Genomic DNA, 24,261 nt, shown 5'->3' on the forward strand with positions numbered 1-24,261 from the left:
CCACGCACCGGAGAGGACGGAGAAAACGAGCGGGCGGTTGTCCCGCGGCGCGAATCCGTGCTGCGGAGCCACCCCCGGCCGCCTGGCACGGGGCCGTCGGTCCGTGGCGCGCGCCCGCGGCGGGAGGCCCGGCCGCGTATACGGTCCCCGTCCGCCGTCCACGGGGAATCGGTGTCGCCGTGTGACGCGATGCGTGGCCGTGGAGGCGTTCGGACAGGGCCTCGAACGGCGTGCGGCGGGGCGACCGGATTCCGTAACACAGGGAAAACCTGAACGCGGTTCAACGTGGGAACAATCCAGCCAGCATCCGCACACCCGACACGCAGGTTACGAGGAGTATCGCCATGTCCGAATCGCAGAAGGCGGCAGAGCGGCCAAGTCCCGTGCCACCGGCGGCGAACAGCGTCGACCGGTTTTTCAAGATCTCCGAACGGGGTTCCACGTTCGGGCGGGAGATACGCGGCGGTTTCGCCACGTTCTTCACGATGGCCTACATCCTTGTCCTGAATCCGATCATTCTCGGCAGCGTCAAGGACAAGTTCGGCCACCACCTCGACAGTGGCCAACTCGTCACGGCCACCGCCCTGGTGGCCGCGGTGATGACCGTCATCATGGGGGTGGGCGGCAACCTGCCGCTCGCGATCGCGGCGGGCCTCGGTCTGAACGCCGTCGTCGCCTTCCAGATAGCCCCGCTGATGAGCTGGCCCGACGCCATGGGCCTGGTGGTCATCGAAGGCGTGATCATCTGCGTACTGGTCCTCACCGGACTGCGCGAAGCGGTCATGAACGCCATCCCGCAACAGCTCAAGCACGCCATCGGCGTCGGTATCGGGCTGTTCATCGCCTTCATCGGCTTCGTGGACGCCGGTTTCGTCAGCCGTATCCCGGACGTCGCGAACACCACCGTACCCGTGCAGTTGGGCGCGACGGGCTCGCTGACCGGCTGGCCCGTCCTGGTCTTCTGCCTCGGTGTGCTGCTCACCATCGGACTGATGGCGCGCAAGGTGAAGGGCGCCATCCTGATCAGCATCGTGACGATGACGGTGCTCGCCGTGATCATCGACTCGGCCGCCGACATCAAGAGCTGGGGCCTGACCACGCCGAAGATCCCCTCCGACGTGGTGGACGCCCCGGACTTCGGCCTGGTCGGTCACTTCAGCCTGTTCGGCGGCTTCGGCGAGACCGGCACTCTGACGGTCGTCCTGCTGATCTTCACCCTCATCCTGTCGGACTTCTTCGACGCCATGGGCACGATCGTCGGCGTCAGCGCCGAGGCCGGGCTGCTCGACGAGGAGGGCAAGGTGCCCGGCATCGGCCGGGTGCTGTTCATCGACGGTGCCGCGGCGGTCGCGGGCGGCGCGGCCTCCGCCTCGTCCAGCACCGCGTACATCGAGTCCGCGGCAGGGGTCGGCGAGGGCTCGCGGACCGGCTTCTCGAACCTGATCACCGGCGGCATGTTCGCTCTCGCCCTGTTCCTGACCCCGCTGCTCACCATCGTCCCGCTCCAGGCGGCGGCCCCCGCCCTCGTCGCGGTCGGCTTCCTGATGATGACGCAGGTCAAGCACATCGAATGGGACGACTACGAGATCGCGATCCCCGCGTTCCTCACCATCGCCGCGATGCCTTTCTCCTACTCGATCACCAACGGCATCGGTGCGGGTTTCGTCGCCTACGTCGTGATCAAGGCGGTGCTCGGCAAGCTCCGTGAGGTCCACTGGCTGCTGTGGGCCGTGTCGGCGCTCTTCCTCGTGTACTTCGCGATCGATCCGGTGAGGCAGTTGTTCGGCGTCAAGTGACGGCAGGCGAGAAGGGCCGCCCCGGGTATGCGGGGCGGCCCCGCGCCGTGCGAGGCGCCTCAGCCCTTCAGGGCCGCCCGCATCATCGCCCTGGCCACCGGGGCCGCCAGGCCGTTGCCGCTGACCTCGGAGCGCGCCGCGTCCGACTGCTCGACCATGACCGCGACGGCGACCTCCTTGCCGTTCGAGTCGGACGTCGCGTAGGACGTGAACCAGGCGTAGGGCGTCTTGCTGTTGTTCTCGCCGTGCTGGGCCGTTCCCGTCTTGCCGCCCACCGTCGCGCCGGGGATCAGGGCGTTCGTGCCCGTGCCGTCCTTGACGACCGTGCGCATCGCGGACCGGAGCTGTCCGGCGGTCGACGGACTGACGATCTCCTTGGTCTCCGTATGGTCGTCGTAGTTCGTCACCACCTTGCCGCCGGCGTCACTGGTCCGCGCCACCATGTGCGGCGAGACCAGCTTGCCCCCGTTGGCAAGAGCCGCCGACACCATGGCCATCTGGAGCGGGGTCGCGGTGACGTCGTACTGGCCGATGCCCGTCAGCGCCGTGGACGACTTGTCCATGCCCGAGGGATAGACACTCGGGTACGCCCGTACCGGCACGTCCTGCGAGGTGTCGTTGAAGCCGAACTTCTCGGCCATCGCCCTCAGCTTGTCCTGGCCGAGGTCGACGGCCATCTTCGCGAAGACGTTGTTGCAGGAGTACTGCAGCGCGACACGGATCGGGGCGTTCGCACAGGGCGCGGAGGCGTTCTCGTTCTTCAGGACGGTCGTCGTGTTCGGCAGCGTGTACGGGTTCGGGCTGGCCGTCCGCGTGTCCACGTCCGGGTACAGCCCGTCCTCCAGCGCGGCCGCGGCGACGACCAGCTTGAACGTCGACCCCGGGGGCAGCGGCTGGCGCAGCGCCCGGTTGGTCATCGGCTTGTCCGCGTCCTTCGTCAGCCTCTTCCAGGCGGCGGAGTCGCCGCCGCTCAGCAGCGAGGGGTCGTACGACGGGGTGGAGACGGCGGCGAGGATCCTGCCGGTCCTGGGGTCGATGGCGACGGCCCCGCCCTTCTTGTCGCCGAGCGCCTCGTACGCCGCCTTCTGCACGGCCGGGTCGATCGTCGTGACCACGTCACCCGGATCGGAGCGCTTGCCGGTGACCGTGTCGAGAGGGTTCTTGAGCTGGTTGTCCGTGCCGTCCAGCAGGTTCTGGTAGATGCCCTCCAGCTGGGTCGCCCCGAACACCTGCGAGCTGTAGCCCGTGACGGCCGCGTACAGGCTGCCGTCGGTGTACGTGCGCTTGTACTTGAGGTCGCTGCCCTTCGTCTGCGCGGAGCCGGTGATCGCGTCGCCGGCCACGATGATGTTCCCGAGCGGGTTCGCGTACTGCTCGATCGCGTTGCGCCGGTTGTTCTTGTCGTCCGCGAGTGCCCTGCCGTCGTAGAACTGCACCCACGTCGCCCTGATCAACAGGGAGAGCACGAGCAGCAGAGTGAAGACGGCGGCACGCCTGATCGTCTTGTTCATCCCGCACAGAAGGACGAGCGGACGCGGGTGGATCGTTCCCTTCCGCCCGCACTTCTCATGCGCCGTTCATGAGATCCGGGTCAGCGCGCCAGGGTGAGAACGACCTCGTCCGTCTCCTCGCCGCGCGCGTGCGCGTACCCCCGGGCCTGTGCGGTGACCTGGAACCCGCACTTCTCCAGGACCCGCCGCGACCCGGGGTTGTCGGCCGCCGCCCGCGCGTACAGCGGGCGCTCGGGCACCTCCGCCAGCAGGCCCCGCAGCGCGGCCGTCGCGATGCCCCGGCCCCAGTAGGCCCGGTCGATCCAGTACGTGACCTCGCGCTCGCCGGGCTCCCCGTACACCGCGGCGCTGCCCACGACGTCGCCGTCCGCGAGGACCGTGCGCGTCAGTGTGCCGGGCGAGGCGCGGACACGCCTCCAGTGGGCGTCGAACGCGTCCCGGTCGGCAGGGTCCCTCGGGGTGAACGCGGCCATCCGCAGGGACTCGGGGTCGTTCAGCTGCCGGTAGAAGACCGGCAGGTCGCTGTCGTGGACCGGGCGGAGCGCGATCTCCATGGTTCAGAGCCTCCGGGTGGCGAGCGTCAGCCGGTCGCGGGCGTCGAACAGAGCGTCCTTCACCATCTGCTCGTGCGCGGGGGTGAGCCGGGCGACCGGCACCGAGCAGCTGATCGCGTCACGGGCCGGGGTGCGGTACGGGATCGCGACGCCGAAGCAGCGCAGCCCCAGCGTGTTCTCCTCGCGGTCCACGGCGAAGCCCTGCTCCCGCACCTGGCGCAGCTCCTCGATGAGCTTCTCCCGGTCGGTGATCGTGTGCTCGGTGAGGGCGGGGAGCGTCTCCGGGAGCATCTTGCGGACCTGCTCGTCGGTGTGGGTGGCGAGCAGCGCCTTGCCCAGTGAGGTCGAGTGCGCCGGGAGGCGGCGGCCCACCCGGGTGAAGGGGCGCAGATAGTGCTGGGACTGGCGGGTGGCCAGATAGACGACGTTCGTGCCGTCCAGGCGTGCCAGGTGGATGGTCTCGGTGGTGTCGTCCGACAGCCGGTCCAGGGTGGGCCGGGCCGCGGCCACCACCTCGTCACCGTCGATGTACGAGGTGCCGACCAGCAGGGCGCGTACTCCGATGCCGTACCGCGTGCCCGTCGCGTCCGTCTCCACCCAGCCGAGCTCCACGAGGGTGCGCAGCAGCATGTAGAGGCTGGACTTCGGATAGCCGACGGCCTCCTGGACCGCGGCCAGGGAGTGCATTCCGGGCCGGCCCGCGAAGTACTCGAGCAATTCCACGGTCCGTACCGCGGACTTGACCTGCGCTCCGCCGCCTGTCTCGCCTGCCGACATCGCCCTTGACCCCCTCGTTGGACGGGAAATAGTCTCCGCATCATATTCACCATCAGAGACAGCGTTCAGTATATCGAACGCCGCTGGTCGGTGACACAAGAACCGCGGCATCACATCTGGAGGGACCCCCGGTGGCAGCAGCACCAGTCTGGAGTGTCGACCCCCGTACCGGGAAGCAGCGCGAGCAGGTTGCGGTGGAGGCCACAGCCCAGGAGGTCGACGAGACCGTCCGCGCCGCGCACGCCGCCCGGGGAGCCCTCGTGGACCGCACCGCGCGCGCGGCCTTCCTGCGTACCGCCGCGGACCTGCTCGAAGGGGCCAAGGACCACCTCGTCGAGGCCGCCGACGCGGAGACCGCGCTCGGCCCGGTCCGGCTCACCGGCGAACTCACCCGCACCTGCTACCAGTTGCGGGCCTTCGCGGACATCGTCGACGAGGGCGCGTTCCTCGACGTCGTGATCAACCACCCCGACGACACGGCGACCCCGCCGATCCCGGACCTGCGCCGCTACAAGGTGCCGCTGGGCGTCGTCGCCGTCTACTCGGCCTCGAACTTCCCCTTCGCCTTCTCGGTCGCCGGCGGCGACACCGCGAGCGCGCTGGCGGCCGGCTGCCCGGTGGTGGTCAAGGCGCACCCCGACCACCCGGCGCTCTCCGAGCTGGTCGCGGCCGTCCTGCGCCGGGCGGCCGGCCGGCACGGCATCCCGCCGGGCGTCGTCGGCCTGGTGCACGGCTTCGAGGCGGGCGTCGAACTCGTCAGGCACCCGCTGGTCACGGCGGCCGGTTTCACCGGGTCCGTCCGTGGCGGCCGGGCGCTCTTCGACGCGGCGGCCGCGCGCCCCGTGCCGATCCCGTTCCACGGCGAACTCGGCTCCCTGAACCCCGTCGTCGTCACCGAGGCCGCGGCGGCCGAGCGCGCCGAGGCGATCGGCGCCGGGCTCGCGGGCTCGATGACGCTGGGCGTCGGCCAGTTCTGTGTGAAGCCGGGCCTGGTGCTGGCCCCGGCGAGCGCGGCCGGCGACCGTCTGGTCAAGTCGCTCACGGACGCCGTCAGCGACACCGACGCCGGTGTCCTCCTCGACCACCGCATGCGCGACAACTTCGTCGCCGGGGTCGCCGAGCGCGCCGGACTCCCCGGCGTGGAGGCCCCGGTGACGCCCGGCGCGGGCGGTGAACACACGGTGAGCCCCGGCTTCCTGACCGTGCCCGCGCAGAGGCTCGCGACCGCCGGTGAGCACGACCTGCTCCTGGAGGAGTGCTTCGGCCCGCTCACGGTGATCGTCCGCTACGAGGACGAGTCCGAGGCCGGCGCGGTCCTCGCCCGTCTGGCCGGCAACCTCACCGCCACCGTGCAGCTCTCCGCCGAGGAGGCAGCCGGCGAGGGGCGCGGCGCCGAGATCCTCGCCGAGCTGACGCCGCTCGCGGGGCGGGTCGTGGTCAACGGCTGGCCGACGGGCGTCGCCGTCGCCCCGGCCCAGCACCACGGTGGCCCGTATCCCGCGACGACGTCCACGTCGACCTCCGTCGGCGGTACGGCGATCGAGCGGTGGCTGCGGCCGGTGGCCTATCAGGGTGCTCCCGAGGCGCTGTTGCCGGCCGAACTGCGGGACGACAACCCGTTGGACCTGCCGCGCCGGTTCAACGGGCGGCTGGAGCGCTGAGAGCTCGGCGGGAGGCGTCCTCGGGCCCGCGGCCGTCGGCGGGCCGCGGGCCCGGCCCCGGCCGGTCGCGCGGCCGCCCGCGCCCTGCGTGAGCGGGCCGCGGCGGACCTGGGAGACTTGGAAGATGGACCTGGAACTTCCCGAACTTCCCTTCTCCCTGCGCACGTACGGCCCGGACGGACACTGGTCCTACGAGGACGGGGTGCTCGCGGGCTGGGCCGGCGGTCGCCAGGACCGTTTCGTGCCGCCCACCGGCGAGGCCCTGGACCCCGCCTCGGACGCGCCCCGGCTGCTCGGCGCCCCCGAGGGGGACTTCCAGCTGATCGCCCGGGTCACGGTCGGCTTCGGTGCCTCCTTCGACGCGGGCGTGCTCTACGTCCACGTGGGGGAGCGGGCCTGGGCGAAGCTGTGCCTGGAGTACTCCCCGGACGTGCCCACCGTCTGCACGGTGGTCACCCGAGGTCATTCCGACGACGCCAACTCCTTCACCGTGGAGGGGAGTTCCGTCTGGCTGCGGATCAGCAGGACCGGCCGCGCCTTCGCCTTCCACGCCTCCCGCAACGGAACGAACTGGACCTTCATCCGGCTCTTCACGCTGGGCGACGAGAAGGAGACGTCCGACGCGCTGGTCGGCTTCATGACGCAGTCCCCGATGGGGGAGGGCTGCGTGGTCACGTACGACGGCATCGAGTTCCGCCCGCACTGGCCCCAGGACCTGAGGGACGGCAGCTGACCGCAGCCGGTTCGGCCGGACCGGAACCGGAACTCCCGACGCCACGTCCTTCGGTACGTGATCAGAACGCACCGCACCGTCGGTTCCCTCGTGATCAGGACCGCGCTGGCGGGCGAGGCCGCCGCCATCGCCGACCTGCATGTCCGCGCCCGCGCCACCTACTACCCGGACGGCCTGCCCGAGGACGGACTCGACTGGCCGGCGCTCTGGCGCGGCGCCATCGAGCGCCCGGACACCCATGTGCTGTGCGCGGTGCGCGACGGGCGACTCGTGGGCATCGCCTCCTTCCGCGGCGACGAGGGCGCGCCCGCCGACTCCGTGAAGCTCTTCCAGTTCCACGTCGCCCCCGACCGCTGGCGCGACGGCATCGGCACCTCCCTGCACGCGGCCTGCGTCGAGGAGTGGCAGGCCGACGGGAAGCGGACGGCCACGCTCGACGTGCACGTCGACAACGAACGCGCGCAGGCCTTCTACGCCCGCCAGGGCTGGGTGCCGGACCCGGAGAACCCGCCGGCCGAGGGTGATCACCACCTCTTCCTGCGGTACACCGTCCCCGGGGAATGAACGGGGAATGAACCCGGCCGCCTGAACGTTTCCGCCCGAGGACCCGTGGAGGGTGCCGCCGTATCCCCGTACCCGTACGACCTGGAGAGAGCCGAGACATGCGCGTCGAGATCTGGAGCGACATCGCCTGCCCCTGGTGCTACGTGGGAAAGGCGCGCTTCGAGAAGGCGCTCGACGCCTTCCCGCACCGCGACGAGATCGAAGTGGTGCACCGTTCCTTCGAGCTCGACCCGGGCCGCGCCAAGGGTGACATCCAGCCCGTCCTCGCGATGCTCACCAAGAAGTACGGCATGAGCGAGGCGCAGGCGCAGGCCGGCGAGGAGAACCTGGGCACGCAGGCCGCCGCCGAGGGCCTCGCCTACCGCACCAGGGACCGCGACCACGGCAACACCTTCGACATGCACCGCCTCCTGCACTTCGCCAAGGAGCAGGGCCGCCAGGACGAGCTGATCGGGCTGCTTTACCGGGCGAACTTCGCCGAGGAGCGGACCGTCTTCGGCGACGACGAGCGGCTCGTGGAGCTGGCCGTCGCGGCCGGACTCGACGCGGACGCGGCCCGCACGGTCCTCGCCGACCCGAAGGCGTACGCCGACGACGTGCGCGCCGACGAGCGCGAGGCGGCCGAGCTGGGCGCGAACGGCGTGCCGTTCTTCGTCCTGGACCGCAAGTACGGAGTCTCCGGCGCCCAGCCCGCCGAGGTGTTCACCCAGGCGCTGACCCAGGCATGGGGAGAGCGCCCGCCGCTGCGGCTGATCCAGCAGGACTCCGGCGACGCGGAGGTCTGCGGCCCGGACGGATGCGCCGTGCCCCAGCACTGAAAGTCCCTGGTCGGGGCGCTTGTATAAGCGTTCCTCAGGGGAACCGGGTAGAAGTCCGCAATGGACGGGGGGTGCCCGGGGCCGCAGAGTGGGTCCCATGGAGACCTTCGAGAGCCTCGTACGCGCCGAGTTCGCCCCGAAGAACACCTATCTGAACTCCGCGAGCACCGGACTGCTGCCGGCCCGCGCGGTGGACGCGATGCGCACCGCGGTCGCGTCCGTCGCCGCCGGACGGCCCGCGGACATGTTCGCGGACGTCGAGGCCGCCCGCGCCTCGTTCGCCCGGCTGGTCCAGGTCCCGGCGACCCGGGTGGCGGCCGGGGCGTCGGTCGCCGTCTACAGCGGACTGATCGCGGCCGCGCTGCCGCCCGGCGCGGAAGTGCTCACCGCCGAGGCCGACTTCAGCTCGGTGGTGAACCCCTTCCACGTCCGCGGCGACCTCAAGGTGCGCGCCGTACCGCTGGAGCGGCTCGCCGAATCCGTACGCCCCGGCACCGCACTCGTCGCGGTCAGCGCCGCGCAGTCCGCGGACGGCCGGGTCGCCGACCTGCCCGCGATCTGCGAGGCCGCGCGGACACATGGCGCGCGGACGTACGTCGACGCGTCGCAGGCCGCGGGCTGGCTGCCGCTGACGGCGGACGCCTACGACTACGTCTCCTCCGTCGCCTTCAAGTGGCTCGTCTGCCCCCGGGGCGTGGCCTTCCTGGTCGTCCCGGAGGACTTCGGCGGGCTCACCCCGCTGTTCGCGGGCTGGGTCGCCGGGCAGGCGCCCTGGGACAGCTGCTACGGCCCGGTCGGGGAACTCGCCCACTCGGCGCGGCGGTTCGACGAGAGCCCCAGCCTCTTCTCGTACGCGGGCGCCCGGCACTCGCTGGAACTCGTCGAGGAGCTGGGCGTGGAACGCGTACACACCCACGACCTCGGCCTCGCCGACCGATTCCGCGCCGGGCTGCGGGAACTGGGCCACGAGCCGGTGCCCGCGCCGGACTCGCCGATCGTCTCCGTCCTTGGACTGGGCCGGCTGCAGCCGGAGTTGAGCGAGGCCGGAGTCGAGGTGTCCGACCGGGCGGGCAACCTTCGGGCCGCCTTCCACCTGTACAACACACCCGCCGACGTCGACCGGCTGCTGGACGCTCTGCGTCCCTGAGACCCGGCGGCCTTCGGCACACGGGAGCGACGCCCCGGGCCGCCACGGCCGGTGGCCCGGGGCGTCGCTCCCGGTGGTCCGGGGCCGGTCCGTGGTCAGCGCACGGGGGTGAAGTCGCGGGCCCCGATGAACTCGGGCCTGCGCACCGGCGCCGCGAAGGGCTCCACCGCCGCGTTCTCCACGCTGTTGAACACGATGAAGACGTTGCTGCGCGGGAACGGGGTGATGTTGTCGCCCGAGCCGTGCATGCAGTTGCAGTCGAACCAGGTCGCCGAACCGGCCCGGCCCGTACAGAGCTTGATGCCGTGCCGGGTGGCGAAGCCGGTGAGCGCCTCGTCGGAGGGCGTACCCGCGTCCTGCATCTGCAGCGACTGCTTGTAGTTGTCCTCCGGGGTGGAACCCGCACAGCCTAGGAACGTCCGGTGCGACCCCGGCATGATCATGAGGCCGCCGTTGGTGTCGTAGTTCTCGGTCAGCGCGATCGACACGGACACCGTCCGCATGTTCGGCAGCCCGTCCTCGGCGTGCCACGTCTCGAAGTCCGAGTGCCAGTAGAACCCGCTGGCCCCGAAACCCGGCTTGACGTTGATCCGCGACTGGTGGACGTAGACGTCCGAGCCGAGGATCTGCCGGGCCCGCCCGACCACGCGTTCGTCGCGGACGAGACGGGCGAAGATCTCGCTGATCCGGTGCACCTCGAAGACGGACCGGATCTCGAGCGACTTCGGCTCGACGATCGAGCGCTCGTCGGCCCGGATCGCGGGATCGGTGACGATCCGCTCCAACTCCTGCCGGTACACCGCGACCTCGTCCTCGCTGAGGAGCTCCTCCACGGGGAGGAAGCCGTCGCGCTCGTACGTGTGCAGTTCGGAGCCGGTGATCGGGCCGGGTTCGCCCGGCGCGCTCCAGACGACCGGGTCCTGGCGGGGTACGGACACCTCGGTGGCGCCGCGGCTGGGGTAGAGATCGGTGAGGGTGGTCATCGGCGTGTCACACCTCCTCGGTGAGCAGCGGGTAGACGCCGTTCTCGTCGTGGTCCTCGCGCCCGGTGACGGGCGGGTTGAAGACACAGATGCAGCGGAAGTCCTCCTTGATCCGCATCGTGTGCCTCTCGTGCCCGTCGAGCAGGTACGTGGTGCCGGGTGTGATCGTGTACGTGAACCCGGTCTCGTCGTCGGTGAGTTCGGCCTCGCCCTCGACGCACACGACGGCCTCGATGTGGTTCGCGTACCACATCGACGTCTCCGTGCCCGCGTACAGGATCGTCTCGTGCACGGAGAAGCCGACCTTCTCCTCGGCGAGGACGACGCGCTTGCTCTCCCAGGTGCCCGAGGCCGACTTCACGTGCCGGTCGGTACCTTCGATGTCCTTGAACGAACGGACTATCACGATGTTGCGATGCCTCTCTCTCGTGGCTCGGGTGCGGGGTTCGGGGTGGGTCTCAGAGGGTCTCGCGCACGGCGCGGGCGAGGGTGCGCAGGCCTTCGTCGAGTTCGTCGGGGGTGATGGTGAGCGCCGGGAGGAGCTTCACGACCTCGCCCTCCGGTCCGGATGTCTCGATGAGCAGCCCGAGTTCGAAGGCGCGCCGCGCGACGCGTCCCGCACGCTCCTTCTCGTGGAACTCCAGCCCCCAGACGAGCCCGCGCCCCCGGTACTCCCGGACGTCGGCGAGGTTCTCCTCGGTGATGGAGATCAGGCCCTGCTCGATCTGCTCGCCGCGGGTGCGGGTCTGCTTCTCCATGACGGAGCCGTCCGACCAGTACGTCTCCAGGGTCGCGGCGGCGGTGACGAACGCGGGGTTGTTGCCGCGGAAGGTGCCGTTGTGCTCGCCGGGCTCCCAGACGTCCAGTTCGGGCTTGAACAGGCACAGCGACATGGGCAGTCCGTAGCCGCTGATGGACTTGGAGACGGTCACGATGTCGGGCACGATCCCGGCCTCCTCGAAGGAGAAGAACGCTCCCGTCCGCCCGCAGCCCATCTGGATGTCGTCGACGATCAGCAGCATGTCCCGCCGCCGGCACAGGTCGGCGAGGGCGCGCAGCCACTCGGGCCGGGCGACGTTGATGCCGCCCTCACCCTGGACGGTCTCGACGATGACCGCGGCGGGCCGGTTGAGACCGGACCCCTGGTCCTCCAGCAGGCGTTCGAACCAGAGGAAGTCCGGCACCTGGCCGTCGAAGTAGTTGTCGAACGGCATCGGGGTGCCGTGCACGAGCGGGACTCCGGCGCCGGCTCGCTTGAAGGCGTTGCCGGTGACGGCCAGCGACCCGAGCGACATCCCGTGGAAGGCGTTGGTGAAGGACACGATCGCCTCGCGCCCCTTCACCTTCCGCGCCAGCTTCAGCGCGGACTCCACGGCGTTGGTGCCGGTGGGGCCCGGGAACATCACCTTGTACGGCAGATCACGCGGCCGCAGCACGATGTTCTGGAAGGTCTCCAGGAACGCCCGTTTGGCGGTCGTCGACATGTCGAGACCGTGGGTGACGCCGTCGCGTTCCAGGTAGTCGATCAGGGCGCGTTTGAGGACCGGGTTGTTGTGCCCGTAGTTGAGGGATCCGGCGCCGGCGAAGAAGTCGAGGTACGCGTGTCCGTCCTCGTCGTACATCCGGCTGCCCTGCGCCCGGTCGAAGACGGTGGGCCAGCTGCGGCAGTAGCTGCGCACCTCCGACTCCAGGGTCTCGAAGACGCTCAGGTCGGGCTGGGTGATGGTCACGGCGGAATCGCTCCTCGGTGCGTGGGGGGTCAGAGGGAGAGGGGGCCGATGCGGTACAGGACTTCGGGGTCGTGGGGCCCGTCCGGGCCGTTCGGGAAGTTCCCCGACCCGAACAGCACCTCGCGCTCGACCCGCGCGCCGTGTCGGGCGGCGAACGAGGTGAAGAGGCGTTCGGAGGCGATGTTGCCGGGGGTGATGGTGGTCTCGACCCCGCCGACCGTCCGCTCCCGGGCGACCCGCGCGGTCAGTCCGTCGAGCAGGGCCGCGGCGAGTCCGCGTCCGCGGTGCGAGGCGTCGACGGCGACCTGCCAGACGAGCAGGGTGTCCGGGCGCTCGGGCCGGACGTACCCGGTGACGAATCCGACGGGCAGCCCGTCCGGGTCCGCCGTGTCGCGTGCGACCACCGAGGTGCCGGCGAAGTCACGGCACCACAGCAGATAGCTGTACGAGGAGTTCAGGTCGAGGGTTCCGGAGTCCTTGGCGATGCGCCAGAGGGCGGCCCCGTCGGCCACCTCCGGACGGTCGATCCGAAGGCCCTCTGGCATTTCCAGGAATTCCGCTGGCAGGTCTGTCTGTGCGGCGGTCATGCGGATTGAATTTACCGATGGAAATTCGAAAATGCATCGTCGAAGGAGGTTACATGCGAAGGGATCCTGTGTTATCCCGCTCCTGTGAGCATCCGCTTGACGGCTACCGAAAGGTTCATATCTGTCCGTATATGAGGGGAGGAAACGGACGGCCTGTGGAGTGTGTCACAGCGACGTAATGGCCATGAGATCTGCCCGGATCGTGTCGATCGGCGTTCGCGAAAACTTTGCGTTTAGCGGCAGGGAGAGCGGGCAGAAGGGTAATGGGAAACTGCGCTGAATTAATATCCGAATTAGCGGAGTGAATGCGTGTTGTGCCGAGTCTGTGGATGTGTCGCCGGATCTCGCGCACGAATGGGGCGGCGCGCCGGCGGATGCCGGTGCGCGCCGCCCGAGGGGTGCTCCCCTTCTCACAGGCCGCGGGCGTCGATGTCGCCGTAGGCGGTGGTCGCCCGGATGTGCAGGGCGGCTCCGGCGCCGTCGTTGTTCTTCAGCGCGTTGTGGATCCGGCCGTGGTCGGTGCCGGCGTCCAGGGACGCGGAGACCCCGTGGGCGGCGCCGACCGAGATGTCGCCGTGCCCGGTGCGCAGCATGACCGTGCCGCGTACGGCCTCCGTGACGTGGAGGTCGCCCTTCTGCGTGCTGATCTCCGCGGGGCCGTCCAGGCGGCCGACGGTGATGTCGCCGGCGAGGACGGTGAGGCGGGTGCTCGCGGCCTCGTCGAGCCGGACCGTGGCCTGCCCGCCCTCGAAGGCGACGTCGCCGAGCCGTCCGACGCCCCGGAGCTCGGCGTCGGCCGCCTTCGCGTCGACGCGGGATCCGGCGGGCAGCCGGACCGTCACCTCGACGGATCCGGAGGCACCGAGGAGCCGGTTCCTCGCCGCCGCGGTCCCTATCCGCAGGACGCCGTCGCCGTAGGTGACCTCGGTCTGCTCGGCCGCCTTCACGTCCCGGCCCCTGGCCGCGTCCGCGGGCAGGATCTCGACCGTGGTGTCGGCCCGGTCGGCGGCGATGAACCGGACGCGTCCCGCGGGGATGTCGAGGACGGCCGAGACGGGGGCGGGGGTGTCGAACTTCTGCATCGCGCTCTCCTTCATCCGTGGCGCGGGCTTCCGGCGCCCGCTGTTTCTGATGATGGAAACGCTACGTTGCCTTCACTGACTCGGCAATACTCTTGTTGCGTAAACTGGCGAACAGTGCAGGTGGAGGTCGATATTTTGTTGCAATGACCTTGATTCTAATGCAACAGCCGGCTTTCTGATCGTTGCAATGAATCAGAGATGAACGCTATGCTGGTGGCACCACGGACGACGAAGGAGACCGCGATGCCGGGAGGCAGACTCACCCAGCAGGAACGCCAGCAGGTCGCGCTGGGGCTGGCCGACGGCCTCGCCTACGCGGAGATCGCCAGACGTCTCGACCGTCCGACCTCGACCATCACCCGGGAGGTCATGCGCAACGGCGGCCCCGCCGCCTACCGCGCCGACCTCGCCCACCGCGCCACCGAACGCCGCGCCCACCGCCGCAGGCAGACCGCGCCCCAGGGGGCGGAGGCGCCCCCGCAGCCCCATGGCCGGGACGCCGAGGCGGTGCGTGAGTACGAGGAGACGTTCACCGCCGTCATCATGGCGTCGGGCATGTCCAGGATGATGTCCCGGGTGCTGGCCTGCCTCTGCATCAGCGACGCGGGCAGCCTCACCGCGTCCGAGCTCGTCCAGCGCCTCCAGGTCAGCCCGGCGTCCGTCTCCAAGGCGATCGCGTTCCTCGAGAGCCAGGGCCTCGTCCGCCGGGAGCGCGACGAACGCCGTCGCGAGCGCTACATCGTCGACGACGACATCTGGTACCAGTCGATGATGGCCAGCGCCCGGTCCACCGCCCAGCTCGTCGAGACCACCCGGGAAGGCGTCCGCGTCCTGGGTCCGGGCACTCCGGCCGCCACCCGCCTCGAGAACATCGCGCGCTTCCTCGACTTCGTCTCCGAGAGCATCGCCCGCGCCGCCGAGCAGGCCCGCGACATCCTCCACGCGAAACCCGGACCGGCCTCCGGACAGCCGGCCCGTCCCGCGTCCGGGGGCGAGGCCGCCGAGGCGGCACGGACGTCCGGCGGCGAGCCCTCGGGGAGTGACGGAGGCGTCCCCTCGGAGAGTGACGGCGGCGAGACCCCGGAGAGCGACGGAGAAGGGTAGGCGCACCTGAGTCGGGGGCCGGGGGCCGCGAGTCGGGAGCCGGGGGCCGCGAGTCGGGAGTCGGGAGCCGGGGGCCGCGAGTCGGGAGCCGGGAGCCGGGAGCCGGGGGCCGCGAGTCGGGAGTCGGGAGCCGGGAGTCGGGAGCCGGGGGCCGGGAGTCGGGAGTCGGGAGTCGGGCGGAGGTGCCGCGGCCTCGCCCCCGGCCTACCCCCACACCTCCGTCACCGCGCGCCGGGCCCCCTCCAGGTCCACCGGGTGTCCGGCCTCGGCCAGGGCGGCGCCGAGGGCGGCGAGGCAGGAGTGCACGACGCCCCGCGTCGCGTCGGGGCCGTAGTGGTTGACGCGGATCATCTCCTTCGCCAGCGCACCCCCGCCCGCGACCAGCGGCAGCACCGGATCCGCCGCAAGCGCCCTGCCGACGAGCACCGATGCGTCGGCCCCGGCCGGCACCCGCAGGGTCGTCGCGACCGGCGCCGCGTCCTGCGCCCGGTACACATACGGCTCCAGCCCGCCGCCGAGAGCCACCGCCCCCGCCCGGGTCGCCGCCGCGGCCGAGGCGTGCCGGGCCATCACCGCGTCGAGCCCCTCGCCGTCGATCCGCTCGACACACGCCTCCAGCGCCAGCATCTCCAACTGCCCGGGCGCGTGCAGCAACGCCTTGCGCCCGCCGTCGACCCACCGCTCCTTCCAGTCCAGCAAGGACAGGTAGGACCGCCGGGGCGCCCCGGGGTTGGCCGCCATCCGCGCCCACGCCCGCTCGCTCACGGACACGGCGGACACACCGGCCGGCCCGCCCATCGCCTTCTGCGCCCCGATCACGCACAGGTCGACTCCCCACGCGTCCGGCAGCACCGGCTCCGCGCCGATCGACGCGACGGCGTCCAGGTAGAACAGCGCGCCGTGCTCGCGCACCACCTCGCCGATCTCCGCGACGGGGTTCGTGTTGCCGGTCGCGGCCTCCGCGTGCACCAGCGAGACGAAGTCGATCGACGGATGCTCGGCGAGGGCGTCGCGCACCTGCGCGGCCGTCACCGCGGTGTGGAACGGCACCGCGAGATCGATGACTGTGGCCCCGCAGTCCCGCAGCCAGTCCCCGAAGGTCTGACCGTACGGCCCGGTGATCACGTTGAGCGCGGTGGTGCCGGGGCCCGCGGTACCGCGGATCGCGCCCTCCAGCGGCAGCAGCGCCTCGCCCTGGGTGATCACGACGTCCTGTTCGGTGGAGAGCAGTCGCGCCACACGGTCCTCGATCGACGCGAAGTGCGCGGCGCTCAGCGGGGCGAGGTCCAGAAAGGGGTGGGTCACGGCGTTGCTCTCTTCGCTCACGGGTTTGAATGCGCAGCTGAGAGCGTATCCGGCACCCCCGGACGGCCGGAGCACGGGCGCCGGCGCCGGTGGCACAGGTGTGCGCCGGGCGCGGCGGGGCAGGCTGGGGGCGGTGCCCCGGCGACTTCGCGGCGGCCGTCGCACGAGCGGCCGGAGCCGAGGAAGGCACGGTCGGTCATGCCTCGGGACTCCTCGGCAGGCGTGACTTCTGAGGCCGAACGGTGCAAGGACCATCGGATTGGTTTGAGTGAGTCAAACTTTTCCTTATAATCGGAATCCTCAGTTCCCCCCACAGGAGGTCTCCGTGAACTCGGTCCCCGGACGCCGGACGCGCATGCTGGCCGCCACCACCGCGACGGCCGGGCTGCTGCTCGTGGCCGGGTGCTCCTCGGGCGGCGGAGGGGGCAAGACCACCGCCCACGGGGTTCCCCTGGTGAAGGCGGGGCAGCTCACGACGTGCACCCACCTCCCGTACCCGCCCTTCCAGTCGGAGATCGACGGCAAGGTGCAGGGCTTCGACGTCTCGCTGATCGACCTGGTCGCCAAGAACCTCGGCGTGAAGCAGGCCATCGTGGACACGCCCTTCGAGAACTTCAAGACGGGCGCGTTCCTCAACTCCGACCAGTGCGACCTCGCCGCGGCCGGCATGACGATCACCCCGGAGCGCAAGAAGAACGTCGACTTCTCGGACCCGTACTTCGAAGCCACCCAGGCCGTCCTGGTCGACAAGAAGAGCGGCATCGACTCCCTCGCGGGTGTGAAGGCCAAGGGGAAGAAGCTCGGCGCCCAGGCGCAGACCACCGGTGAGGACTACGCGCGCAAGCGGGGCTTCGACCCGGTCTCCTTCGAGTCCTCCGACGCGGTGCTCAACGGCCTGCGCACCGGCCAGGTCCAGGCCGTCATCATCGACTACCCGGTCGTCCAGGGCTGGCTGAAGGACAAGGCCAACGCCGGCGCCTTCAAGGTGGTGGACAACCTCAACACCGGTGAGCAGTACGGCTTCACGGCGAAGAAGGGCAACACCAAGCTCGTCGACGCCATCAACACGGCGATCAAGGACGCCAAGGCGGACGGCACGTACAAGAAGCTGTACGAGAAGTGGATCGGCCCGTACGACGAGAGCGCCGCCACGGCCTCCCCGTCCGCCTCATGAGGGACGGCGACGCACAGGTACAGCCCCGCAGGTCCGGTCTGAGCCGGCGGCGGAAGCGCACGCTCTCGCGCGGCGCCCAGTACGTCGTCTTCGTCGCGGCCGTGATCGCCTTCGCCGCGACGGCCGACTGGGGACGTCTGAAGAACCAGTTCGCGCAGTGGGACCTGGTCCGGCAGATGTTCCCGGACGTCATCACGCTGGCGCTGAAGAACACCGTGCTCTACACGATGTCCGGATTCGTCGTCGGTCTCGTGCTCGGCATGGTCATCGCCCTGATGCGGCTGTCCTCGGTGGGCCCCTACCGCTGGGTCGCCGGCATCTACATCGAGATCTTCCGGGGCCTGCCCGCCCTGCTGATCTTCGTCTTCGTGGGTGTCGCGGTGCCGCTGGCCTTCCCCGGCACACAGATCCCCGGCGGGACGTACGGCAAGGTGGCGCTCGCCCTCGGCCTGGTCTCGGCCGCGTACATGGCCGAGACGATCCGCGCGGGCATCCAGGCGGTCCCCAAGGGGCAGATGGAGGCGGCCCGTTCGCTGGGCTTCTCGCACGCGCGGGCCATGGTCTCGATCGTCGTCCCGCAGGCGTTCCGCATCGTGATCCCGCCGCTCACCAACGAACTGGTGCTCCTCTTCAAGGACTCCTCGCTGGTGCTCTTCCTCGGGGTCACGCTGGAGGAACGCGAACTCACCAAGTTCGGACGCGACCTGGCCAGCCAGACCGCCAACTCCACGCCGATCCTGGTCGCGGGCCTGTGCTATCTGCTGGTCACGATCCCGCTCGGATTCGTCGTACGCCGTCTTGAGGCGAAGGCCGGGGAGGCCACCAAGTGAGCAGGCCCGAGATCCAAGTGAAGGACCTGCACAAGTCCTTCGGTGACAACGAGGTGCTGCGCGGCATCGACCTGGAGATCGGTTCGGGCGAGGTCGTCTGCGTCATCGGGCCGTCCGGCTCCGGCAAGTCCACACTGCTGCGCTGCGTGAACCTCCTGGAGGAACCCACCAGGGGCCAGGTCCTCGTCGGCGGCACGGAGGTCACGGACCCCGATGTCGACATCGACGCCGTGCGGCGCCGTATCGGCATGGTCTTCCAGCAGTTCAACCTCTTCCCGCACCTGTCGGTGACCGAGAACCTCACGCTGCCGCAGCGCCGGGTGCTCGGGCGGGACAAGGACCGGGCGGCGGAGGTGGCCGCCGAGAACCTCAGGCGGGTGGGCCTGTCGGAGAAGGCCGACGCCTACCCCGCCTCGCTCTCCGGCGGTCAGCAGCAGCGGGTGGCGATCGCCCGCGCGCTCGCCATGGGCCCCGAGGTGATGCTCTTCGACGAGCCCACCTCGGCCCTGGACCCCGAACTCGTCGGCGACGTGCTCGCGGTGATGCGCGGGCTCGCGAACGAGGGCATGACGATGATGGTCGTCACCCACGAGATGTCGTTCGCGCGCGAGGTCGCCGACCGGGTCGTCTTCATGGACGGCGGGGTGATCGTCGAGGACGGCACCCCCGAGCAGGTCATCGGCAACCCGGGCAACGAGCGCACCCGCCACTTCCTCTCCCGGCTGCTGGACCCCGCGATGGCGGACGTGGAGGAGGAGACCCCCGACCGGGCGGACCGGGTGAACCGCGAGGGCCGGGGCCCGAACTAGGGTGCAGTCCATGAGCGATGGCGCGGTGCTGCACGTGAAGGGGCGGGTGCTCGTCGGGCCCGACGAGGTCCGGGACGAACTCTGGGTCGTCGGCGGGAGGATCTCCTACGAGCGCCCCGTCGGCGCCCGTGACGTCCGCGGTGTCGAGGGCTGGGTGCTGCCCGGCCTCGTCGACGCGCACTGCCACGTCGGACTCGACCAGCACGGGCCCGTGCCCGACGAGGTCTCGGAGAAGCAGGCGCTGACCGACCGGGACGCGGGCACCCTGCTCGTCCGGGACGCGGGCTCGCCCTCCGACACCCGCTGGATCGACGACCGCGCCGACCTCCCGAAGATCATTCGCGCGGGCCGCCACATCGCCCGTACCCGCCGCTACATCCGCAACTACGCGCACGAGATCGAGCCGGAGGACCTGGTCGCGTACGTCGCGCGGGAGGCCGGGCGCGGCGACGGGTGGGTGAAACTGGTCGGCGACTGGATCGACCGCGGCACGGGCGACCTGGGCGCCTGCTGGCCCCGGGACGCCGTCGAGGCCGCGATCGCCGAGGCGCACCGGCTGGGCGCCCGGGTCACCGCGCACTGCTTCGCCGAGGACTCCCTGCGCGACCTGGTCGAGGCCGGTATCGACTGCGTCGAGCACGCGACCGGGCTGACCGAGGACACCATCCCGCTGTTCGCCTCGCGCGGGGTCGCGATCGTCCCCACACTCGTGAACATCGCCACCTTCCCGCGGCTCGCCGACGGGGGAGACGCCAAGTTCCCCCGCTGGTCCGCGCACATGCGCCGGCTGTACGAACGGCGGTACGACACCGTGCGTGCCGCGTACGACGCGGGAATCCCGGTCTACGTCGGTACGGACGCGGGCGGCACGCTGCCGCACGGGCTGGTCGCGGCCGAGGTCGCCGAGCTGGTGACCGCGGGCATCCCGCGGGTCGAGGCGCTCTCCGCGACGGCCTGGGGCGCCCGGCGGTGGCTCGGCAGGCCGGGGCTCGACGAGGGGGCGCCGGCGGACCTGGTGGTGTACGAGGGCGATCCGCGCGCGGACGTCAGGGTGCTGGGCGCTCCGCGTCTGGTGGTGCTGAACGGGCGGCCCGTCGGGTAGCGGGCGGTGACCTGGGTGTTCGCAGCGGCGCACTCGGTGGTGGGGCGCCGGGCGAGTCCCGGGCCGTCGGATTCGAATGGATTCACGGATACGCCACGTTGGAGTGAAGTCACCTCAGGTTGCTGACCGTTCACTCTTAGTACGTAATTCTTTCCGGGTCCCAAGCTTTCTCTCCTGGGGGTCCCACCCTTGAACACCCACTACTTCCGCATGCCCGCACGCCGGTTCACCGCCACCGCGGCGGCCACCGTCCTCGCCGCCGGTCCGGTGGTGCTGGCCGGTGCGGGCTCCGCGCACGCCACCGGCGCGCAGGGCCGGGCGAGCGCCGTGGTTCTGCGCACCGGGCTCGACGTGTCCCTGGTCAACAAGACGCTGAACGTCCCGCTCGCCGTCTCCCTCAACGAGGTGCAGGCGCCGCGGAGCGCCGAACGCACCGCGCTGACAGCCCGGCTGGACGGTGTCGCCGGCGGCCGGCCCTTCAGTGTGCTGCGCGCGGACGCCGCCACCGCGAAGGCGACGGTGTCGCCGACGACGGCCGAGGCGTCCACCAACCTCGCGCACGCCAGGGTCCATGTCCCCGGACTTCCGTTGCTCTCCCTGGTCGAGATCTCCCAGGTCACCTCCACGGCGACCTGCGAGGCGGGCCGTAAGCCGGTCGCCTCGACGAACGTGCTGGGCGCGGTGACGGTCCTCGGCAGGAAGGTCACCGTCACGGCGGGCGGTCCGACGGAGGTGAAGGTGCCGGGGGTCGGTGAGGTGCGTATCGACTTCTCCGAGGCGCAGACCTCGTCGCGTACGGCGGCCGCGTCCGCGCTCGTGCTCAAGGTGTCCATCAACCCGTTGAAGCTGAACGTGGCCGAGGTGGAGGGGACCCTGACCCTCGCGGGCGTCTCGTGCGAGGCGCCGGCCGCGCCGGTGCGGGAGAGCGGCGGTGCCGCGCCCGTGTCCGAGGTGACGCCGCAGGGGGCGGCGCAGGCGCCCGCGCCGTCGAAGGCGGAGGCGGGGCTGGCCGAGACCGGGGGGTCGTCGGCGACGCCCTATGCCGTCGGGGCCGGGGTGGTGCTGCTGGCCGCCGGTGCGGGAGCGATCGCCCTGGGCCGACGCCGCACGCGTCCCTGACGGCGGGGTCCTCGACGGGTGCGGGTGAGCGGGGGCTGGTCGCGCAGTTCCCCGCGCCCCTCGGGTGCGTGGTCGCGTCCGGTGTCTCGCGCGCGGGCCGGGGATCTCCAGCCCGTCCGGCGTTCGAGGACGGGCCCTTCGGGCGACCGGGGGTCCGGGGGCGGAGCCCCTGGGTACGGGATGGGACGGGTAGGGGCGGCGGGGGCGAGAGGAACCCCCTGCCGCACCCCCCGTCTCAGCTCCCCGCCGCCGCCATCGCCCGGTCCAGCGCCTGCAGGAACCCGTTGACGGTGGTCCGGTCACGAACGGCGAGGCGCAGCCATTTCTCCCCGAGCCCCGGGAACGTGTCCCCGCGCCGCACCGCGAACCCCAGCCCGCGCAGCCGGTCCCGTACCGCCGCCGCCCGGGGCAGCCGCACCAGGACGAACGGCCCGTCCGCGGGCTCCACGACCCGCAGTCCGTCGGGTTCGAACTCCCGCAGACCCGCGACCAGATGGGCCCGGTCCGCGGCGACCCGGCGGGCGGCGTGCCCCGCCTCCGCGAGCGCCCGGGGCGACACGCATGCCTCGGCCGCGGCGAGCGCGGGCGTGGAGACCGGCCACAGCGGCTGCGCCCGCGACAGCTCCGCGATCGTCCCGGGATCGGCGAGGACGTAGCCGATCCGCAGCCCGGCCAGCCCCCACGTCTTCGTGAGGCTGCGCAGCACGACGAGGCCGGGCACGTCCGTCCGCCCGGCCAGCGCGTCGCGTTCCCCCGGCACCGCGTCCATGAACGCCTCGTCGACGACCAACGTCCGTCCGGGCCGGGCGAGTTCCACGAGCAACGCGGAGGGGTGCAGCACCGACGTCGGGTTGGTCGGGTTCCCGACCACGACGAGGTCGGCGTCCTCGGGCACCGCCCCCGGATCGAGCCGGAAACCGTCCTCCTCGCGCAGCAGCACACGGCCGACGGCGTGCCCCGCGTCCCGCAGCGCAGCCTCCGGTTCGGTGAACTGCGGGTGCACCACCACGGGCTGACGGATCTTCAGGCCGCGCGCGATCAGCACGAAAGCCTCGGCGGCGCCCGCGGTCAGCAGCACCCGCTCCACCGGCAGCCCGTGCCGCGCCGCCACCGCGGCCCGCGCGGTCCGCCCGTCCGGATACGCGGCGAGCCCGCCCAGCGAGGCGGCGATCCGCTCCCGCAGCCATACCGGAGGCGTGTCCGCGCGGACGTTCACCGCGAGGTCGGTGAGCGCCGGACCGCCGTCCCGCACCTCGACGTCGCCGTGGTGCCGCAGATCGTGTCCGTCCGCCCCGGTGGTGTCCCCGTCGCGCCCCGGGTTCCCGGCGTCGTCAGTGCGCATGGGAGGAGGAGTGCGCGGGACCACCGTGGTGGTGCCCGTGGTGACCGTCGTGGTGGTGGCCGTCGTCGTCCGGATGGAAGTGCGGCTGCTGGGGGAGCCCCACCTTGTCCTCGAAGCCGGGCAGCGCGATGCGGTAGACACAGGAGTCGCAGTTCATCCGCAGATCCCCCCGTACGGCCTCCCGGTACCGCTCCATGACCAGGTCGAGCAGCTCCGGCTCCGGACCGATGACGTCGGCCGAACGCACCTCGACGTCGGGGTGCGCCGCCGCCCAGCCCTCGGTCTGCTGCCGCACCCGCTCCGGCAGGATGCCCGTGAAGAGGAAGTAGGGCAGGACGACGATCCGGCGGGCGCCCAGGCGCACACAGCGGTCCAGGCCAGACGGCACGTCCGGCGCGGCCAGCGACACGAACGCCGTCTCCACCCCGGCGTACCCGCGCCCCTCCCACAGCAGCCGCGCGGCCTTGTGCACCTCGGCGTTGGCGTCCGGGTCGGTGGAGCCACGCCCGACGAGCAGCACGGTGACGTCGGCCCGGTCCGCGGGGGTGCGGACGGTGCCGCCGAGAACCTCGTCGAGCCGCCGCTCCAGGACCGCGAGCAGCGACGGATGCGGGCCCAGCGGACGCCCGTACGTGTAGGAGATCCCGGGGTGGCGCTCCTTCTCGCGGGCGAGCGCGGCCGGGATGTCGCCCTTGGCGTGCCCGGCGGACACCAGCATCAGCGGGACGGCGGCGAACCGCCGCACGCCCTGGTCCACCAGCTCGCCCACCGCTTCGGCGAGCGGGGGCGGCGACAGTTCGATGAAGCCTCCGGCGACGGGCAGTTCGGGGTGGCGGCTTCCCAACTCCCGTACGAAGGAGCGGAATGCCTCGGCTCCGGCCGCGTCCCGGGTGCCGTGTCCGGCGATGAGCAGGGCGGGGGGCGGGGTGGTCACGGTTTCTCCTTCGGTACGGGGTGGTACAGCAGGGCGTTGAGCGCGGCGGCGGCGACCGCCGAACCGCCCTTCTCGGACACGTTGCTGACAGCGGGCAGCCCGCTCTCGCGCAGCGCGGCCTTGGACTCGGCCGCGCCGACGAAGCCGACGGGCAGACCGATGACGAGCGCCGGATCGGCGTGCAGGGTGAGGAGTTCCTCCAGTGCGGTCGGCGCGCAGCCGATCACCCAGAGCGCGCCGGGCCCCACTTCCTCGTACGCGAGCCGGATCGCGTGGGCCGAACGGGTCAGCCCCGGGCCGGACTCGGCGTCCTTGAGGCGGCAGACGGTGGCGCGACGGGTGATGCCCGCCGCGACCATCTCCACGTCCACCACGACCGGTGCCCCGGCGTGCAGCGCGGCGTGTGCCGTGGCCAGGGTGTTCTCGTCGGTGACGAGGTCGCTCGCGTAGTCGAGGTCCGCCGCGGAGTGGACGACCCGCTCCACGACGGCACGTGTCAGCGGCGGGAAGTGCGAGGTGTCCAGGCGGGCGCGCAGCCGCCGGAAGGACTCCCGCTCGATGGGGTGGACGACCCGGGGCTCCGGGAAGACCTGGCTCAC

General features: G+C 71.3%; 24 protein-coding genes. 12 read left to right on the top strand and 12 right to left on the bottom strand.

What is annotated here, in order from left to right:
* Positions 1-344: 344 nt before the first annotated feature.
* Entirely contained in the window at positions 345-1,796 is a 1,452-nt protein-coding gene (locus ACFVTC_RS06380; protein WP_390124503.1) for an NCS2 family permease, read from the top strand.
* 59 nt (positions 1,797-1,855) lie between these two features.
* Here the strand turns inward: ACFVTC_RS06380 and ACFVTC_RS06385 are convergent, their stop codons facing one another.
* The 3 genes from ACFVTC_RS06385 to ACFVTC_RS06395 form a co-directional block, all read right to left on the bottom strand.
* The gene (locus tag ACFVTC_RS06385) at positions 1,856-3,307 is read right to left on the bottom strand and encodes a peptidoglycan D,D-transpeptidase FtsI family protein (RefSeq protein WP_390124506.1); all 1,452 of its coding nucleotides are present in this window, start codon (positions 3,305-3,307) and stop codon (positions 1,856-1,858) included.
* An 80-nt stretch (positions 3,308-3,387) separates the two neighbouring features.
* Entirely contained in the window at positions 3,388-3,861 is a 474-nt protein-coding gene (locus ACFVTC_RS06390; RefSeq protein WP_390124508.1) for a GNAT family N-acetyltransferase, read from the bottom strand.
* A gap of 3 nt (positions 3,862-3,864) precedes the next feature.
* Positions 3,865-4,638 (bottom strand): IclR family transcriptional regulator, encoded by a 774-nt coding sequence (locus ACFVTC_RS06395; RefSeq protein ID WP_081223720.1) that lies wholly within the window; start codon positions 4,636-4,638, stop codon positions 3,865-3,867.
* Positions 4,639-4,769: 131 nt separating this feature from the next.
* On the opposite strand from ACFVTC_RS06395, the gene ACFVTC_RS06400 reads away from it, so the two are divergent.
* The 5 genes from ACFVTC_RS06400 (at position 4,770) to ACFVTC_RS06420 (ending at position 9,561) form a co-directional block, all read left to right on the top strand.
* Complete coding sequence (locus ACFVTC_RS06400) at positions 4,770-6,299, top strand: aldehyde dehydrogenase (NADP(+)) (protein WP_390124511.1); 1,530 nt, start codon at positions 4,770-4,772, stop codon at positions 6,297-6,299.
* Between the two features lie 124 nt (positions 6,300-6,423).
* On the top strand, positions 6,424-7,032 hold the full coding sequence (locus ACFVTC_RS06405) for a DUF1349 domain-containing protein (RefSeq protein ID WP_168527495.1): 609 nt from the start codon (positions 6,424-6,426) through the stop codon (positions 7,030-7,032).
* 60 nt (positions 7,033-7,092) lie between these two features.
* Positions 7,093-7,596 (top strand): GNAT family N-acetyltransferase, encoded by a 504-nt coding sequence (locus ACFVTC_RS06410; protein WP_390124725.1) that lies wholly within the window; start codon positions 7,093-7,095, stop codon positions 7,594-7,596.
* Between the two features lie 98 nt (positions 7,597-7,694).
* Entirely contained in the window at positions 7,695-8,414 is a 720-nt protein-coding gene (locus tag ACFVTC_RS06415; RefSeq protein WP_390124514.1) for a DsbA family oxidoreductase, read from the top strand.
* A 97-nt stretch (positions 8,415-8,511) separates the two neighbouring features.
* Entirely contained in the window at positions 8,512-9,561 is a 1,050-nt protein-coding gene (locus ACFVTC_RS06420) for an aminotransferase class V-fold PLP-dependent enzyme (protein ID WP_390124516.1), read from the top strand.
* 95 nt (positions 9,562-9,656) lie between these two features.
* Here ACFVTC_RS06420 and thpD read toward each other — a convergent pair whose 3' ends face one another.
* The 5 genes from thpD to ACFVTC_RS06445 all read right to left on the bottom strand — a co-directional run bounded on the left by thpD (position 9,657) and on the right by ACFVTC_RS06445 (position 13,943).
* On the bottom strand, positions 9,657-10,544 hold the full coding sequence (gene thpD / locus ACFVTC_RS06425) for an ectoine hydroxylase (RefSeq protein WP_390124519.1): 888 nt from the start codon (positions 10,542-10,544) through the stop codon (positions 9,657-9,659).
* Between the two features lie 7 nt (positions 10,545-10,551).
* A complete protein-coding gene (locus ACFVTC_RS06430) occupies positions 10,552-10,950 on the bottom strand; it encodes an ectoine synthase (RefSeq protein WP_390124521.1) in 399 nt (132 codons plus the stop codon).
* A 52-nt stretch (positions 10,951-11,002) separates the two neighbouring features.
* Positions 11,003-12,274 (bottom strand): diaminobutyrate--2-oxoglutarate transaminase, encoded by a 1,272-nt coding sequence (gene ectB / locus ACFVTC_RS06435; RefSeq protein WP_390124523.1) that lies wholly within the window; start codon positions 12,272-12,274, stop codon positions 11,003-11,005.
* Positions 12,275-12,303: 29 nt separating this feature from the next.
* Positions 12,304-12,861 (bottom strand): diaminobutyrate acetyltransferase, encoded by a 558-nt coding sequence (gene ectA, locus ACFVTC_RS06440; RefSeq protein WP_390124526.1) that lies wholly within the window; start codon positions 12,859-12,861, stop codon positions 12,304-12,306.
* A gap of 410 nt (positions 12,862-13,271) precedes the next feature.
* Positions 13,272-13,943, bottom strand: coding sequence for a DUF4097 family beta strand repeat-containing protein (locus ACFVTC_RS06445; RefSeq protein WP_390124528.1), 672 nt, complete (start codon positions 13,941-13,943; stop codon positions 13,272-13,274).
* Between the two features lie 243 nt (positions 13,944-14,186).
* Between ACFVTC_RS06445 and ACFVTC_RS06450 the strand changes: the two genes are divergently transcribed.
* Complete coding sequence (locus ACFVTC_RS06450) at positions 14,187-15,047, top strand: helix-turn-helix domain-containing protein (protein ID WP_390124728.1); 861 nt, start codon at positions 14,187-14,189, stop codon at positions 15,045-15,047.
* Positions 15,048-15,251: 204 nt separating this feature from the next.
* Here ACFVTC_RS06450 and ACFVTC_RS06455 read toward each other — a convergent pair whose 3' ends face one another.
* Positions 15,252-16,373 carry a pyridoxal-phosphate-dependent aminotransferase family protein gene (locus ACFVTC_RS06455; RefSeq protein ID WP_390124530.1) on the bottom strand — a complete coding sequence of 374 codons (1,122 nt, stop codon included), beginning with the start codon at positions 16,371-16,373 and terminating at the stop codon, positions 15,252-15,254.
* Positions 16,374-16,677: 304 nt separating this feature from the next.
* Between ACFVTC_RS06455 and ACFVTC_RS06460 the strand changes: the two genes are divergently transcribed.
* From ACFVTC_RS06460 to ACFVTC_RS06480, 5 genes are all read left to right on the top strand, one after another.
* The gene (locus ACFVTC_RS06460) at positions 16,678-17,526 is read left to right on the top strand and encodes a transporter substrate-binding domain-containing protein (RefSeq protein WP_390124532.1); all 849 of its coding nucleotides are present in this window, start codon (positions 16,678-16,680) and stop codon (positions 17,524-17,526) included.
* On the top strand, positions 17,523-18,356 hold the full coding sequence (locus ACFVTC_RS06465) for an amino acid ABC transporter permease (RefSeq protein ID WP_390124534.1): 834 nt from the start codon (positions 17,523-17,525) through the stop codon (positions 18,354-18,356). Before ACFVTC_RS06460 ends, ACFVTC_RS06465 begins: the two co-directional genes overlap by 4 nt.
* Entirely contained in the window at positions 18,353-19,165 is an 813-nt protein-coding gene (locus tag ACFVTC_RS06470) for an amino acid ABC transporter ATP-binding protein (RefSeq protein ID WP_390124536.1), read from the top strand. Before ACFVTC_RS06465 ends, ACFVTC_RS06470 begins: the two co-directional genes overlap by 4 nt.
* A 10-nt stretch (positions 19,166-19,175) precedes the next feature.
* The gene (locus ACFVTC_RS06475) at positions 19,176-20,267 is read left to right on the top strand and encodes an amidohydrolase family protein (RefSeq protein ID WP_168527483.1); all 1,092 of its coding nucleotides are present in this window, start codon (positions 19,176-19,178) and stop codon (positions 20,265-20,267) included.
* 189 nt (positions 20,268-20,456) lie between these two features.
* Complete coding sequence (locus ACFVTC_RS06480; protein ID WP_390124539.1) at positions 20,457-21,386, top strand: SCO1860 family LAETG-anchored protein; 930 nt, start codon at positions 20,457-20,459, stop codon at positions 21,384-21,386.
* 235 nt (positions 21,387-21,621) lie between these two features.
* On the opposite strand, the gene cobC is transcribed toward ACFVTC_RS06480, so the two are convergent.
* Genes cobC through ACFVTC_RS06495 form a run of 3 tightly spaced genes read right to left on the bottom strand, consistent with a single transcriptional unit; the run spans position 21,622 to position 24,261 of the window.
* Positions 21,622-22,728, bottom strand: coding sequence for an Rv2231c family pyridoxal phosphate-dependent protein CobC (gene cobC / locus ACFVTC_RS06485; protein WP_390124541.1), 1,107 nt, complete (start codon positions 22,726-22,728; stop codon positions 21,622-21,624).
* On the bottom strand, positions 22,718-23,662 hold the full coding sequence (locus ACFVTC_RS06490) for a sirohydrochlorin chelatase (RefSeq protein ID WP_390124543.1): 945 nt from the start codon (positions 23,660-23,662) through the stop codon (positions 22,718-22,720). Before ACFVTC_RS06490 ends, cobC begins: the two co-directional genes overlap by 11 nt.
* Positions 23,659-24,261, bottom strand: coding sequence for a precorrin-8X methylmutase (locus ACFVTC_RS06495; protein ID WP_390124730.1), 603 nt, complete (start codon positions 24,259-24,261; stop codon positions 23,659-23,661). Before ACFVTC_RS06495 ends, ACFVTC_RS06490 begins: the two co-directional genes overlap by 4 nt.

Source organism: Streptomyces sp. NPDC057950 (assembly GCF_042887295.1).
GTDB lineage: Bacteria > Actinomycetota > Actinomycetes > Streptomycetales > Streptomycetaceae > Streptomyces > Streptomyces kaempferi.

Excerpts from the sequence above, each read along its gene's own strand:
- ACFVTC_RS06450 (WP_390124728.1), top strand. The coding sequence starts at position 14,187 with ATGCCGGGAGGCAGACTCACCCAGCAGGAACGCCAGCAGGTCGCGCTG.
- ACFVTC_RS06380 (WP_390124503.1), top strand. The coding sequence starts at position 345 with ATGTCCGAATCGCAGAAGGCGGCAGAGCGGCCAAGTCCCGTGCCACCG.
- ACFVTC_RS06475 (WP_168527483.1), top strand. The coding sequence starts at position 19,176 with ATGAGCGATGGCGCGGTGCTGCACGTGAAGGGGCGGGTGCTCGTCGGG.
- ACFVTC_RS06415 (WP_390124514.1), top strand. The coding sequence starts at position 7,695 with ATGCGCGTCGAGATCTGGAGCGACATCGCCTGCCCCTGGTGCTACGTG.
- cobC (WP_390124541.1), bottom strand. The coding sequence starts at position 22,728 with ATGCGCACTGACGACGCCGGGAACCCGGGGCGCGACGGGGACACCACC.
- ACFVTC_RS06405 (WP_168527495.1), top strand. The coding sequence starts at position 6,424 with ATGGACCTGGAACTTCCCGAACTTCCCTTCTCCCTGCGCACGTACGGC.
- ectA (WP_390124526.1), bottom strand. The coding sequence starts at position 12,861 with ATGACCGCCGCACAGACAGACCTGCCAGCGGAATTCCTGGAAATGCCA.
- ACFVTC_RS06420 (WP_390124516.1), top strand. The coding sequence starts at position 8,512 with ATGGAGACCTTCGAGAGCCTCGTACGCGCCGAGTTCGCCCCGAAGAAC.
- ACFVTC_RS06390 (WP_390124508.1), bottom strand. The coding sequence starts at position 3,861 with ATGGAGATCGCGCTCCGCCCGGTCCACGACAGCGACCTGCCGGTCTTC.
- ACFVTC_RS06385 (WP_390124506.1), bottom strand. The coding sequence starts at position 3,307 with ATGAACAAGACGATCAGGCGTGCCGCCGTCTTCACTCTGCTGCTCGTG.
- ACFVTC_RS06465 (WP_390124534.1), top strand. The coding sequence starts at position 17,523 with ATGAGGGACGGCGACGCACAGGTACAGCCCCGCAGGTCCGGTCTGAGC.
- ACFVTC_RS06395 (WP_081223720.1), bottom strand. The coding sequence starts at position 4,638 with ATGTCGGCAGGCGAGACAGGCGGCGGAGCGCAGGTCAAGTCCGCGGTA.
- thpD (WP_390124519.1), bottom strand. The coding sequence starts at position 10,544 with ATGACCACCCTCACCGATCTCTACCCCAGCCGCGGCGCCACCGAGGTG.
- ACFVTC_RS06445 (WP_390124528.1), bottom strand. The coding sequence starts at position 13,943 with ATGCAGAAGTTCGACACCCCCGCCCCCGTCTCGGCCGTCCTCGACATC.